Origin of the sequence: Mycobacterium bulgaricum, assembly GCF_041287165.2 — a bacterium.
GTDB classification, from domain to species: domain Bacteria; phylum Actinomycetota; class Actinomycetes; order Mycobacteriales; family Mycobacteriaceae; genus Mycobacterium; species Mycobacterium bulgaricum.
In genome coordinates, this window is the sequence record NZ_JBGGKV020000004.1 from 173,502 (window position 1) to 187,298 (window position 13,797).

Here is a 13,797-nt window from a genome sequence, read left to right on the forward strand (position 1 = left end):
CATGACCACCGCCGAAGACGACCGTGTGCTCTTCGAGGTCGACCGCGACAAGCGCATCGCCACCATCACGCTCAACAATCCCGAGCAACGCAATTCCTATGACGCGTCGATGCGCAATCTGCTCGGGCGCTACCTCGACGTCGTCGCCGACGACGACGACATCACGGTGGTGCTGCTCCGCGGCGCAGAGGGCGTGTTCAGCACCGGGGCCGACATGAACAACGCATACGGCTGGTATGGCGGCGATGAGCGCTCGCGCGGAGAGCAGAGGGGTGGCGAGAAGCCGACGAAATCGCGCCCCAGTCAGCGGCGCCGCCTCACCGTCGACCGAAAGTCGTTCGGCTTCTACCACAATCTGATGGGCTTCCCGAAGGTGACCGTCGGCGAGATCAGCGGTTACGCGCTGGGTGGCGGTTTCGAGATGGCGCTGATGACCGACATCTCCGTCATCGCCCGAGACACCAGGATCGGGATGCCCGCGACACGCTTTCTCGGGCCCGCACTGGGCAGCCTGCACATGTTCTTCCACCGCCTGGGCCCCGTCCTGGCTCGCCGCATGCTGCTCACCGGCGACATCATCCGGGCCGCCGATGTCGAGCACCTCGGCGTCTTCACCGAGACCTGCGCAGCCGAATCGGTCACGGTGCGTGCCCGGTACTGGGCCGAGAAGGCGGCCAAGATGCCCGCCGACGGCGTCGTCATCGCCAAGGAGGCCTTCCGGCTTGTCGAGCAGAGCCAGGCCTACCAGGGCGAGGAGGTCGCCAGTTATCTTTTCCACGCGTACGGCACGAACCTGCAGTTCGCCGACGGCGAGTTCAACTTCGTCAAGACCCGGGCCCAGTACGGGACCAAGGAAGCGTTCCGCCTGCGTGATGAGCATTTTCATGTGCCCGAGCCGGACGTGAATTGTGAGTGACCCGACTCACCTTCTGGCGGCGCTACACAATCTGTTACTTTTGTAACGTCCGTCTGTCACGAAACCGAGGTCGAGAGCATGCCTACACCCGTCATCGTCGGTGCTGCCAGGACGGCCATCGGCCGCTCGTTCAAGGGCACGCTGGTCAACACCCCGCCCGAGACCCTGATCACCACGGTGCTGCCGGAGATCGTCCGACGTTCCGGGGTCGACCCCGCCGACATCGACGACATCATCTTCGCCGAATCGCACTACGGCGGCGGCGACCTGGCGCGCTACGCGGCGGATGCCACCGGCCTCAAGCACGTGCCCGGCCAGTCGGTCAACCGGCACTGCGCGGGCAGCCTGACCGCGATCGGCAACGCGTCGGCACAGATCGGCTCCGGCATGGAGCGTGTGCTGATCGCCGGCGGCGTGCAGTCGCTGTCGATGACGCCTTTGGTCAACTGGCGCATCCCCGGCCCTGAGTTGAAGTTCGAAGAACGATGGATGCCGCCGACGCACGTCGAGACCCCGGACGCGCCCGCCAAAGACATGTCGATCACCGTCGGCTGGAACACCGCGCAGGCTGCCGGGATCACCCGGGAGGAGATGGACGCCTGGGCCGCACGGTCGCATCACCGGGCTATCGCCGCGATCGACGCGGGCAAGTTTGTCGACGAGATCGTTCCGCTGAAGGTCGAGCAGTTCGACGGGTCGGTCATCGACTTCAGCGTCGATGAGCAACCGCGCCGTGACACCTCGGTCGAGAAGCTCGCGGGCCTGAAGGTGCTGCATCCAGAGATCGAAGGCTTCTCGATCACCGCGGGCAACGCCAGCGGTACCAATGACGCGGCTGCAGGTGTGGCGCTTGCCGACGCCGACTACGCCGCGGCCAACGGGCTGACCGTGATGGCCAAGGTGCGGGCCTGGGGCGCCGTCGGCGTCGATCCCCGCGACACCGGCCTCGGCGGCGTCAAGGTCGTCGGCAAGGTTCTCGATCGCGCCGGGCTCAAGCCGTCTGACATCGCGCTGTGGGAGATCAACGAGGCGTTCGCATCCGTCCCGATCGCGGCCGTGCGTGAATACGGCATCGACGACGAGCTCGTGAACTTCTCGGGAAGCGGCTGCAGCCTCGGCCATCCCATCGCCGCGTCGGGTGCGCGGATGATCACCACCCTGGTCTACGAGCTGCAGCGCCGTGGCGGCGGCATCGGTGTCGCCGCGATGTGCGCCGGCGGCGGCCAGGGCGGCGGCGTCGTCATCGAGGTCTAGGTCGGTGCTGTCGGAATCGGATTCCGGCGCAGCGGGTCCTAGCGTTTACGGGTCGCGGCGGCTTTCGCGGCAACCTTGCGTGCCGGCTTCTTGTTCTGCTCGATGAGCCGCGCCGCGTGCTCCAGGATGCATTCCAGGCCGAACTCGAAGTTGCGATCGTCGGATGCGCTGAGGTGATGTCCCTTTTGCGTGACGGCGGCCAGCAGGGGAGCGCTCTGCGGGTCGATCGCCATCGTGTCGTCGATGTCGCCGTGGCCGTCTTCACCGGCGAGGTTCTTGTCGCGTAACCGCTGGAGCACCACCGAGCCGCGAACGTGGACCGACATCGCCGAGTACGTGTCGAACGCGTCCTCGGGGGACAGGCCCGCCTCGACGAGACTGCCGATGGCCTTCTCCACTTCTTGGACTCCGACCTTGGCCGCGCGCGGACTCAGCGCCGACCGGATGAGGATGAGGTCGCAGAGAATCGGGTTGCCCATGAACGTCTTCCGCATGGACCGGGCGTGCACCGCGAGGGTCTCGCGCCAGTCCTTCGCCTCGACGTAGGGCGTGGCGAATGCGTACTGGCGCAATGCGCGATCGGTCATCGCGTTGAGCAGGTCGTCCTTCTTGCGGAAGTACCAGTAAATGCTGGTGACCCCGACCCCGAGGTGCTTGCCGAGCAACGGCATACTCAGGTTGTCGATGCCGACCTGTTCGGCCAGTTCGAATGCGCCCTTGATGATGTCGTCGGGATTGATGGAACCGCGTTCGCGGCGCTGACGCTTCTCCGCAGTCGCCTGCTTTGCCACTCGGGGCACCTCCATCAATTGTGATCGCGAACCTATCGGCAGCTATTAGTCTGAACTGCGCCTTTTGCGTTGGCGACTCTACCGCCGCCCAGCGGATCGGATCCGGTCACCGATCTTCTGCCCTTTTACTGTAAGGCCTATAGTGAGCTTTTCCAGCATTCCCGGTGGTAACCCACGCGAAAGGTGAAGGGCGACAAGTGGCAGACGAGGTGCTCCTGGAACGTCAGGGTCGGGTACTCATCATCACCATCAACCGGCCGGAAGCGCGCAACGCATTCAACCTCGCCGTGGCCCAGGGGCTGGCCGACGCGATGGACGAGTTGGACGGTTCGCCCGAGCTGTCGGTCTCGATCATCACCGGCGCGGGAGGCAACTTCTGCGCGGGCATGGACCTGAAAGCGTTCATGGCCGGTGAGGTTCCCGCAATCGAAGGCCGTGGCATCGGCTTCACCGAGCGCCCCCCGCGCAAGCCGGTCATCGCCGCGGTCGAAGGCTATGCGCTGGCCGGCGGCACGGAGATCGTGCTGGCTACCGATCTGATCGTCGCCGCCAGGAACGCCAAGTTCGGGATCCCCGAAGTCAAGCGCGGCCTGGTCGCCGCGGGCGGGGGACTGCTGCGCCTGCAGAAGCGGATCCCGTATCAGAAGGCACTCGAGCTCGCCCTCACCGGTGACAGTTTCACCGCCGAGGAGGCCTCGCAATGGGGCTTCGTGAACGTGCTCACCGAGCCGGGGGAAGCGCTCGCGGGTGCGCTGGCCCTGGCCGAGCGCATCACTGCCAACGGTCCGCTCGCCGTCGCCGCGACCAAGGAGATCATCGTCAAGTCCTCCGAATGGAGCGAGGCCGAGATGTGGAAGAAGCAGGGCGAGATAGCCTTCCCTGTCTTCGGCTCCAAGGACGCCATGGAGGGCGCCACGGCGTTCGCCGAGAAGCGCAAGCCGAACTGGACGGGAACCTGAGAGCACCGGCCGATGGATCTCGGTCTGGGCAACGCCTCCGCCGTCGTCGTCGGTGGCGGCAGGGGAATGGGCCTGGCGGCCGCACACTGCTTCGCCGACGACGGCGCCCGGGTGGCGGTGGTGGGCCGCAACCGGGAAGCGCTGGACGGCGCCGCCGCGCAACTGCGTGAGCGGGGCAGCCCGGACGCGTTCGGCGTCGTCGCCGACACCGTGGACGAAGCGCAAGTCCGCGAGGCCTTTTCCGTGCTGAGCGACCGCTGGGACGGCCAGCTCAACATTCTGGTCAATGCCGTCGGTCCGAGCGTGCGCGGGACGTTCGACGAGCTGGGCGACGAAGATTGGCGCCGGGCCATCGACGAGGGTGCGATGGGAATGGTGCACTGCGTGCGCGCGGCGCTGCCGCTGCTTCGGGCCGCGGAGTGGGCCCGAATCGTGAACTTCTCTGCACACTCAACACAGCGCCAGAGTGCGATCCTGCCCGCCTACACCGCCGCCAAGGCAATGGTGACCAGCGTGTCGAAGAACCTCTCGCTGTCGCTCGCGCCCGACGAGATTCTCGTCAACGTGGTGTCGCCGGGCAGCATTGCCTCGGAAGCGCTTGTCGGCTGGGCTGATTCGGTCGGTGTGGACGGCAGCGATCCCTACGCGCTGATGGAAGCCATCGACGAACACTTCGGTCACCCTGCGCACCTCCCGCGCGCGGGTCTGCCCAGCGAGATCGGGCCTGTCGTCGCGTTTCTGGCGTCACGCCGCAATTCCTACATGACCGGCGCGAACATCAACGTCGACGGCGGTAGCGACTTCACGTAAAAGGAAGAGGTTGTCCATGGCAACTGCGGCAGACGCTCGAGAGTGGGCCCGCGTTGCCCTTCGCGGGATCGGGGACTCGCTGTACACGCCGTTCAGCGGACCCGACGGCGACGACATCGACTGGGGCGCCTACCGGACGCTCGTGCGGTACTGCGTCGGCGATCTGCGTCACCCGATGCTCTGGTGCACCAGTGGGATCGCCGAGTTCTGGGCCCTGACGCTCGATGAGCGAAAGCAATTGTTGGAGCACGCGATTCAGGAAGCCCGTGCGATCAATCCGGACGTGGTGGTGCAGGCGTGCACGGCGGCGATGTCGGCCAACGACTGCTTGGAGCTCACCCGTCACGCGCAAGGGTGCGGCGCCGACATCGTCTACATCCAGACGCCGATGATGGAGGCCCACGGCGGGGAGGGGGTGTTGCGGTTCTTTACCTACATCGCCGATCGGACCGACATCGCGCTCGGCATGTTCAACTCGCCGTCGTCGGGATATGTGCTGACGCCGGCCGAAAGCGCCCGCATCTATGAGGAGATCCCCGCGGTGTGCGCCACCAAAGAGGGTGCTTTCCGTCCCGCGGCCAGCAGGATGCTGCATGAGCTTGCCCCGGGCCTGGTCATCTGGGAATGCGACAAGACTGTCTACCGCGCGGGCTGGCTGCGGGACGGGATCGTGTGTGCCGCGCAGCTGGGGACGGCGGGATACTTGTTCGAAACTCCTGAGCGGCCGATCTTTTCGGAGTACTGGCAGTTGATCGTCGATGGTCGGCTCCTCGAGGCGATGGATCACGCCAGGGACTCGGGGCTCGACCGGTTCGACTTCGACATGGGTTCGTGGTTCACCTGCCATCCCGGCCGGCCCGACTACTTCACACACTGGGGCGGCGCGTTCAAATTCGCGGCGTCGGTACTCGGTCTGCCGATCGGCGATCACCCGCATTCCCGACCCCCGCAGGCGAGGCTTCCTGAGTTGGCGCAGAACCAGATTCGCGCTGCGTACAGGAACCTGGGACTCGTCGACGGATAGGCCGCTCGAGCATTTGCGGAAGCCGCTACCGATAGGTGTACAGTATGAGCATCCGTCCAGCTGAGGAGGTCTGTCCGTGAGCGCTGTCGATCGCGTCGCGGAGCCCGCAGCCGAGAAGGCCGAACCGGTCCTCTACAGACTTCTCGACAGCGGCGTCGCGGTGCTTACCCTCAACCGACCGGAGCGGATGAACTCCTGGGGCGGCGGCCTGGCCCGCGCGTTCTATCAGTGCATCGACCGCGCCGAGGCCGACCCCGCTGTCCGCGTCATCGTGCTCACCGGAAACGGGCGGGCGTTCTGCGCGGGTGCCGACATGGGTGACCTGGACACGATCGGAGGCGCGGGAGCCTCCGGCGGGCAGGATGTCACGCAGCTCGTCGGCGAACGTCATCCGCATTTCGTCACCGAATTGCGCAAGCCGTTGATCGCAGCGATCAACGGCGCGTGTGCCGGCATCGGGCTCACGCAGGCCCTGATGTGCGATGTGCGCTTCGCGGCTGCAGGCGCGAAATTCACCACGGCGTTCTCCCGACGCGGCCTGATCGCCGAGTACGGCATCTCCTGGATCCTGCCGCGCGTCGTCGGGTGGGGTGCTGCACTCGACCTGTTGCTGTCGGGCCGCACGTTCTATGCCGAGGAGGCCAAGGAGCTCGGTCTCGTCAAGGATGTGGTCGCGGTAGAGGATCTGCTGCCACGGGCCCTCGCATACGCAGAAGACATGGCACGCAATTGCGCACCGAGCTCGCTCGCCGTGATGAAGCGGCAGATGTATCGCGACGCCGAGCGAAACGTCCACGAGGCCAGTGCCGAGGCAGAGAAACTCATGCACGAGTCGATGCTTCGGCCGGATTTCATCGAAGGCATCACCGCGTTCTTCGAGAAGCGGCCGCCGAGCTTCCCACCGCTCAAGGAGGAAACGCCATGACCAGTCAGCAGAACGTGCAGCCCCTGGACTACCGGGCGATCGATGTGGACAACCACTACTACGAGCCGATCGACTCGTTCACCCGGCACCTACCGAAGGAGTTCAAGCGGCGCGGTGTGCAGATGCTCACCGAGGGGAAGCGGACCTTCGCAGTCATGGGCGGGGTCGTCAACCATTTCATCCCGAACCCGACGTTCGATCCGATCATCGAGCCGGGGTGTCTGGATCTGCTGTTTCGCGGTGAGATCCCCGACGGTGTCGACCCGGCGTCGCTGATGAAGGTCGACCGCCTCGCCGATCACCCCGAGTACCAGAACCGCGATGCCCGCGTGAAGATCCTCGACCGACAGAACCTTGAGACCGTCTTCATGCTGCCCACCTTCGCGTGCGGTGTCGAAGAGGCGCTCAAACACGATGTCGAGGCGACCATGGCGTCGGTACACGCCTTCAATCTGTGGCTCGACGAGGACTGGGGCTTCGACCGGCCCGACCATCGATTCCTGTCGGCGCCCATCATCTCGCTGGCCGATCCGGACAAGGCCGTGGAAGAGGTCGAGTTCGTGCTGAGCCGAGGGGCCAGGATCGTGTGCGTGCGACCTGCACCTGTGCCGGGGGTGGTCAAGCCGCGGTCGCTGGGGGATCCGCTGCACGATCCGGTGTGGGCGCGGTTGGCCGAAGCCGGTGTGCCGGTCGTCTTCCATCTCTCCGACAGCGGCTATCTCGCCATCGCGGCGCTGTGGGGCGGCAAGGCGACGTTCGAGGGGTTCGGGAAGAAGGATCCCCTGGACCAGGTGTTGCTGGACGACAGGGCGATTCACGATGCGATGGCATCGATGATCGTGCACCAGGTCTTCACCCGGCACCCGACGCTGAAGGTGGCCAGCATCGAGAACGGCTCCTACTTCGTCTACCGCCTGATCAAGCGACTGAAGAAGTCCGCCAACACCGCCCCTTATCACTACAAGGAAGATCCGGTCGAGCAGCTCAAGAACAATGTGTGGATCGCGCCGTACTACGAAGACGATGTGCAGGTGCTCGCCGACACCATCGGGGTCGACAAGATCCTGTTCGGTTCGGACTGGCCCCACGGCGAAGGGCTGGCCGACCCGATGACGTTCACCGCGGACATCCCGCAGTTCCCCGAGTTCAGCTATGAGGACACCCGGAAAGTGATGCGGGACAACGCGCTCACCCTTGTCGGCGCGCACGTGACGACCGCCTGACCATGGGGCAGTGGACGCTGGGCGATGTCGTCGATGCCATCGCCGACGTCATACCGGACCGCACGATGCTGGTGTGCGGGGAGCGCAGAACCACCTACGGCGAGATGGCGCAGCGCACTCGCCTGTTTGCGAACTTCCTGGCCGGGCTGGGGTTCGGAGTGCACCGGGAACGCGACGAGCTGGACAACTGGGAGTGCGGCCAGGACCGCGTCGCCCTGATCATGTACAACGACCGGTACCCGGAGGTCGTCGTCGGTGCGCTGAAAGCCCGCACGGTGCCGGTCAACGTGAACCACCACTACACGCCGCGCGAGGTGGCCGAGCTCCTCGACTACGTCAAGCCCCGCGCGGTGGTCTACCACCGGGCGCTTGGTGCGAAGTTCGCCGATGTGCTGCCGTCACCGGGTTGCGAACTGCTGATCGAGGTCGACGACGGGAGCGAGCTGCCCGGCCTCGGCGATGCCATCTCACTGGATGATGCGGTGGCGCAGGGGAATCCCGAACACCGCATCATCGGCTCGCCCGACGATCTCATCATGTACTGCACAGGAGGCACGACAGGACGCCCCAAGGGTGTGCTGTGGCGCCAGAGCGACACCTACGTGTCGTCGATGGTGGGCGCCGACCACGAGTCGGCAGCCGAGATCCACGCGAAGGTCACCGGCAACACCGGACCGGCGTGGTTCGCGGTGTCGCCCCTGATGCACGCCGCAGGCCTGTGGACGGTCTTCTCGGGCGCGCTGGCGGGCCTACCGGTCGTGCTCTACGACGATCGGGCGAAATTCGACCCGCAGCGGGTGTGGCAGACCGCCGAACGGGAGAAGGTGGGCCTGATGACGATGGTCGGCGACGCCTATGCCGCGCCGCTGATCGCCGAGCTCCAGCGACGGGACTACGACCTCGCGTCGCTGTACGCCATCGGAACCGGCGGCGCCGCAACCAATCCCAAACACGTGAGCGCACTGCTGGAGAAGCTGCCGCAGCTGACCATCATCAACGGGTACGGCTCTTCGGAGACCGGGAACATGGGTTTCGGGCACAACCGGCGCGGCTCCCACCGCGAGACGTTCGATCTGCGCGAAGGTGGCACGGTGGTGTCCGAGGACCTCACCCGGTTCCTCGAACCGGGTGAGACCGAGGTCGGCTGGGTCGTGAGGAAAGGCCGGATTCCACTCGGCTACTTCGACGATCCGTCCGCGACGCGCAAGACCTTCCCCGTGGTCGACGGTCTGCGTGTCGTCGTGTCGGGCGACCGGGCGTCACTGGAGTCCGACGGGACGTTGCGGTTGTTCGGCAGGGACTCGCTGGTGATCAACACCGGCGGTGAGAAGGTCTTCGTCGAGGAGGTGGAGGCGGTGCTCCGGGCGCAGGGCGGCGTCGCCGACGCGCTCGTCGTCGGGCGCGACAGCGAACGCTGGGGCCAGGAGATCGTGGCACTGGTCCAGAGGCAGCCCGGCGCGGACATCGCCGCCGAGACCCTGCTGAGCGCCTGCACGTCGGAACTGGCACGGTTCAAGGCCCCGAAGGAGTTCGTCTTCGTCGAGAAGGTGCGCAGGCTGGGCAACGGCAAGGCCGACTACCGCTGGGCGAGAAGCCTTGTGGCGCAGCAGGACAAGCTGGCGGTCCAGCCATGACGCAGCGAGTGATCGATGGCCTGGTCAACGTGCACTTCGGCGAGACGGCCAAACAGCCGGAGTTCATGCTCAAGGTCCGCGACGACTACTTCAAGGGGCCCTCGTCGCTCTACGACCAGGTCGAACTGCCCGCACTGCTCGACGAGATGGCCGAGCACGGCGTCGAGAAGGCCATCCTGATGGACAACCTCGTCAAACCGTCGGTGACCGCGCGCACGTTCGCCGAGGAGAGGCCCGACAAGTTCGCGCTGGCGATCGGCGGCGTGAATCTGCTCCGGCCGATGCCGTCGCTGCGTGAGCTGGCCTCCGTCGTCGCCGACCTTCCCGTTGCCTATGCCGCTGTGGGGCCGAGCTTCTGGGGCGACGGCATGTACCCACCGAGCGACGCGGTGTACTACCCGCTCTATACCAAGTGTGCCGAACTCGAACTGCCGCTGTGCATCAACACGGGGTTGCCCGGACCGCCCATTCCCGGCGAGGTGCAGAACCCCATTCACCTCGACCGGGTGTGCGTGCGGTTCCCCGAGCTGAAGCTGTGCATGATCCACGGCGCCGATCCGTGGTGGGACGTCGCGATCCGGCTACTGATCAAGTACGCCAACCTGCGCATCATGACGTCGGCGTGGTCACCGAAACGCCTGCCCGACAGCCTTCTTCATTACATGCGGACCCGCGGCAAGAACAAGGTGATCTTCGCGTCCGACTGGCCGGTGCTGCGGCAGAGTCGCGTCGTGCCGGAGGCCCTTGCGCTGGATCTTCCAGCCGACGTGCTCGACAACTATCTGTACAACACCGCCGACGAATTCTTCTTCGGACCGAAGGGATCCTGATGGACCGTTACGAGCTGCGCAGGCTTGACTACAGCCTGTCCGAAGACCACCAGTCATTGCAGGCGGCCTACAAGGACTTCTTCTCGACCCGCTGCACCATCGAAACCGTGCGCGCGGCAGAGGAATCCGGCTTCGACAAGAACCTCTGGGAACGCCTGTGCGCGATGGGTGCGACGACAATGGCGCTGCCGGAGTCCGCCGGCGGCGACGGAGCGACGCTCGTCGATCTCACACTGGTGGCCGAAGAGATCGGCCGATCGCTGGCGCCGGTGCCGTGGATCGACCATGTCGTGGCCGCCCGACTGCTGGCCCGGCTGGGCACTGCCGAACCCGACATCGTCAACGGCACGAAGCTGGTCGGACTCGACCCCGCACAAAACAGCACGTCCGGCACCCGCCTGATCCCCGCCGGCTCGATCGCCGACCACGTCATCGTCCGCGACGGCGACGACATCGTGTGCCTCCAATTCTCGTCGCGCCCCGCACGCGTCGACAACATCGGCAAGCTACCGATGGCGTGGGTCGATCCGGCCGCCGCCGACAGCCGCACTGTGCTGGCGGGCGGCGCTGATGCACTGGCCGAACATCAACGGGCGCTCGACGAATGGCGGCTGTTGACCGGCGCCGCGTTGGTCGGCCTCGTCGAGGAGACGATGACGATTGCCGCCGAGTTCTCCAAGACCCGCTACACCCTGGGTGTCCCGATCTCGACCCTGCAGGCGATCTCGCATCCGCTCGCCAACATCGCGATCACGGTGCAGGCCGGCCGCAACCTGGCCCGCCGCGCTGCCTGGTTCCTCGACAACGAACCCGACGCGCGGCGGGAGCTTGCCCCGTCGGTGTTCGTGTTCATGGCCGAGGAGGCGGCGAAGGCAGCCACGATGGCCGTCCACGTCCAGGGCGGGCTCGGCGTCTCGGCCGAAGCGGCGGCCACCGCCTACCTGGTGCGAGCCAGGGGATGGGCGGTCGCCGGGGGAGACCCAGGAGTGACGGCGAAGTACATCGCCGGGATCGTCGCCGAACGCGAAGGACGGAGCTAGGCAATGGATTTCTCACAGGTCGAGTTGTCTGACGACGAGCAGAAGTTTCAGGACGAGGTCCGGACCTTCTTGAGCGAGATCGTCACCGAGGACGTCATCCGGCGTGACCGGGAGACCGGCGACAACTTCGACGAGGGCGTGCATCTGGCACTCGGCCGGGCGGGGTATTTGGAACGCGAATGGAAGGCCGGCTCAGAGCGGGGTTTCAGCCGCGTCGAGCGCCGAATCTGGGAGTTGGAGAAGCGCCGTGCCCATGTGCCGTGGGTGACGTCCGGCACCACGGCGATGATCACGAAGTCGGTGGAGAAGTTCGGATCGCCCGAGCTCAAGGACGAAGTCTTGCCGGGCGTGTACAGCGGGCACTTCCGGATGTGCCTCGGCTACACCGAACCCGAGGGCGGCTCGGACGTCGCGACCTGCAAGACCCGTGCCGTGCGGGACGGCGATGGATGGATCATCAACGGCTCCAAGATGTTCACCACCGGGGCGCACAACTGCCAGTACGTCTTCCTCATCACCAACACCGATCCGAGCGCTCCGAAGCACAAGAGCCTCACCATGTTTCTGGTGCCCCTCGACACACCCGGCATCGAGATCCAGGGCATCCGGACCGTCGACGGCGACCGCACCAACATCGTGTACTACAGCGACGTGCGAATCGGCGACCGGTACCGACTCGGGGAGATCAACGGCGGCTGGACCGTCGTCCGGGAGCCCCTCAACGCCGAACACGGCGACGTGGCCGCTGCGGACGACGGCCTGCAGGATGTGGCGATCATGATGCACCAGGCCATGTTCATGGCGACCGCCGTGGACAAGGCCGCGGAGAAGTCGACCGTCCCGGATCCCGACGGACGCAGGCTCATCGACGACGGAGCCGTCGCCTACCGCCTCGGCCGCAGCGTGGCCCGGTTGGAGGCGTCCCTGTCTGCTCCCAACATCTTCGGCCGGGTAGCCCTCGCGCAGACCATGCGTGACATCTCGCCCGATCTGATGGACATCCTGGGTGCGGCCTCGGCGCTGCCGGTGGGTACCGATGGCGCCGCCGACGACGGCGCCGCCGAATACGTGTACCGGTTCGCGCCGCTCGTCGGGATCTACGGCGGCACACTCGAGGTGTTCCGCAACATGATCGCGCAGTACGTACTCGGCCTCGGCAAGCCCAGCTACTCGCCGACCAAGTGATTTGGGTGTAGTTGGTCACGCTCCAGTTGTCCAACTACACCGAAATCGCTAGGTGGTGAGGATGGTCGCGCCCGCGGTGCCCGGGGCGCCGTACAGCTGGGCGAAGCCGACCCTCGGGTCGCCGGGGATCTGCCGGTCGCCCGCCTCGCCGCGCAGCTGGCGCACGATCTCGTGCAGCTGGCGAAGGCCCGAGGCGCCGATCGGCTCGCCGTTGGCGAGCAGGCCGCCGTCAGTGTTGACCGGCATGCTCCCGCCGATCTCGGTGGCACCGTCGGCGATCAGCTTCTCCTGTTCGCCGTCGGCGCAGAAACCGGCCTCGGCCATGTGGATGATCTCGGCGCCGGCATCGGTGTCCTGCAACTGGATCACGTCGACGTCGGACGGTTCGATGCCTGCCTTCTCGAACGCCGCCCGCGACGCGTACACGGTCGGTGCCACATCCTCCTCCACCGGCGCGAAGGTGGTGTTGACCTCGTAGGCGCCGTACTTGCGGGTGCGGACCTCGACGGCGCGGACGAACACCGGCTTCTTGTCGGTGAACCTGTGCGCCAGGTCCGCTCGGCACATCACGACCGCGGCGGCGCCCTCGTCCGGCGAGCAGAACATGTACTGCGTGAGGGGGTAGTTGAGCATGGGAGAGTCGAGGATGGCGTCCTCGTCCATCGGCTTGCGCCGGAACGCGTTCGGGTTCAGCGCCCCGTTGCGCAGATTCTTGTTGACCACCTTCGCCAGGGTCCGGTGGCTGATCCCGTGAGTGTGCAGATAGCGGTTGGCCTTCATGCCGAAGAACTGCGTGGTCAGATACTGGCCGTTCTCGGCATACCAGCTGGGCATGCCGACAAGGCCGGGATCCTCGGTGAATGCGCCGCGGGGATGCTTGTCGAGGCCGACGGCGATACCGATGTCGTAGTCGCCCAGCCGGATACCGTCGGCACACGCCTTGGTGGCGCTCGCCGCGGTGGCGCACGCGTTGAAGACGTTCGTGAAGGGGATGCCCGAAAGCCCGACCATGCCGACGATCGCGTCGGGGTTGGCGACGGTCCAGCTCCCGCCGACGCCGAACTGAATGTCGTTCCAGGACACGCCCGCATCGGCGACCGCGGCGGCGATCGCGTCGACACCCATCTGCATGGCGGTCTTGCCTTCGAACCGGCCGAACGGGTGCAGTCCCACCCCGATGATCGCGACGTCGTGCATGGCCTCAGT

13 protein-coding genes are annotated in these 13,797 nt (G+C 66.1%); 11 read left to right on the forward strand and 2 right to left on the reverse strand.

Annotated features, from left to right (window positions below; genetic code table 11):
- Window position 1: 1 nt before the first annotated feature.
- Together ACAG24_RS13975 and ACAG24_RS13980 are read left to right on the forward strand one after the other, a co-directional pair.
- Complete coding sequence (locus ACAG24_RS13975) at window positions 2-916, forward strand: enoyl-CoA hydratase/isomerase family protein (RefSeq protein WP_370472826.1); 915 nt, start codon at window positions 2-4, stop codon at window positions 914-916.
- A gap of 78 nt (window positions 917-994) precedes the next feature.
- Window positions 995-2,170, forward strand: coding sequence for a thiolase family protein (locus ACAG24_RS13980; RefSeq protein WP_370472827.1), 1,176 nt, complete (start codon window positions 995-997; stop codon window positions 2,168-2,170).
- Between the two features lie 38 nt (window positions 2,171-2,208).
- Here the strand turns inward: ACAG24_RS13980 and ACAG24_RS13985 are convergent, their stop codons facing one another.
- On the reverse strand, window positions 2,209-2,961 hold the full coding sequence (locus ACAG24_RS13985) for a TetR/AcrR family transcriptional regulator (protein WP_370472828.1): 753 nt from the start codon (window positions 2,959-2,961) through the stop codon (window positions 2,209-2,211).
- Window positions 2,962-3,158: 197 nt separating this feature from the next.
- Here ACAG24_RS13985 and ACAG24_RS13990 point away from each other — a divergent pair, with 197 nt between their 5' ends.
- From ACAG24_RS13990 to ACAG24_RS14030, 9 genes are all read left to right on the forward strand, one after another.
- Complete coding sequence (locus tag ACAG24_RS13990) at window positions 3,159-3,920, forward strand: crotonase/enoyl-CoA hydratase family protein (protein WP_370472829.1); 762 nt, start codon at window positions 3,159-3,161, stop codon at window positions 3,918-3,920.
- A gap of 12 nt (window positions 3,921-3,932) precedes the next feature.
- Window positions 3,933-4,730: an SDR family NAD(P)-dependent oxidoreductase gene (locus tag ACAG24_RS13995; protein ID WP_370472830.1), complete on the forward strand. Its 798-nt coding sequence runs from the start codon at window positions 3,933-3,935 to the stop codon at window positions 4,728-4,730.
- A 16-nt stretch (window positions 4,731-4,746) separates the two neighbouring features.
- Window positions 4,747-5,754 carry a dihydrodipicolinate synthase family protein gene (locus ACAG24_RS14000; RefSeq protein ID WP_370472831.1) on the forward strand — a complete coding sequence of 336 codons (1,008 nt, stop codon included), beginning with the start codon at window positions 4,747-4,749 and terminating at the stop codon, window positions 5,752-5,754.
- Window positions 5,755-5,830: 76 nt separating this feature from the next.
- On the forward strand, window positions 5,831-6,679 hold the full coding sequence (locus ACAG24_RS14005; protein ID WP_370472832.1) for an enoyl-CoA hydratase: 849 nt from the start codon (window positions 5,831-5,833) through the stop codon (window positions 6,677-6,679).
- Window positions 6,676-7,902, forward strand: coding sequence for an amidohydrolase family protein (locus tag ACAG24_RS14010; protein WP_370472833.1), 1,227 nt, complete (start codon window positions 6,676-6,678; stop codon window positions 7,900-7,902). The genes ACAG24_RS14005 and ACAG24_RS14010 overlap by 4 nt, the downstream gene beginning before the upstream one ends.
- Window positions 7,903-7,904: 2 nt before the next feature.
- Window positions 7,905-9,536, forward strand: a complete 1,632-nt coding sequence (locus tag ACAG24_RS14015; protein ID WP_370472834.1) for an acyl-CoA synthetase — start codon at window positions 7,905-7,907, stop codon at window positions 9,534-9,536.
- Window positions 9,533-10,366: an amidohydrolase family protein gene (locus tag ACAG24_RS14020; RefSeq protein ID WP_370472835.1), complete on the forward strand. Its 834-nt coding sequence runs from the start codon at window positions 9,533-9,535 to the stop codon at window positions 10,364-10,366. The genes ACAG24_RS14015 and ACAG24_RS14020 overlap by 4 nt, the downstream gene beginning before the upstream one ends.
- Window positions 10,366-11,406 (forward strand): acyl-CoA dehydrogenase family protein, encoded by a 1,041-nt coding sequence (locus ACAG24_RS14025; protein WP_370472836.1) that lies wholly within the window; start codon window positions 10,366-10,368, stop codon window positions 11,404-11,406. The genes ACAG24_RS14020 and ACAG24_RS14025 overlap by 1 nt, the downstream gene beginning before the upstream one ends.
- A 3-nt stretch (window positions 11,407-11,409) precedes the next feature.
- Window positions 11,410-12,591, forward strand: coding sequence for an acyl-CoA dehydrogenase family protein (locus ACAG24_RS14030; protein WP_370472837.1), 1,182 nt, complete (start codon window positions 11,410-11,412; stop codon window positions 12,589-12,591).
- Window positions 12,592-12,639: 48 nt separating this feature from the next.
- On the opposite strand, the gene ACAG24_RS14035 is transcribed toward ACAG24_RS14030, so the two are convergent.
- Window positions 12,640-13,788 (reverse strand): thiolase family protein, encoded by a 1,149-nt coding sequence (locus ACAG24_RS14035; protein ID WP_370472838.1) that lies wholly within the window; start codon window positions 13,786-13,788, stop codon window positions 12,640-12,642.
- Between the last annotated feature and the right edge of the window lie 9 nt (window positions 13,789-13,797).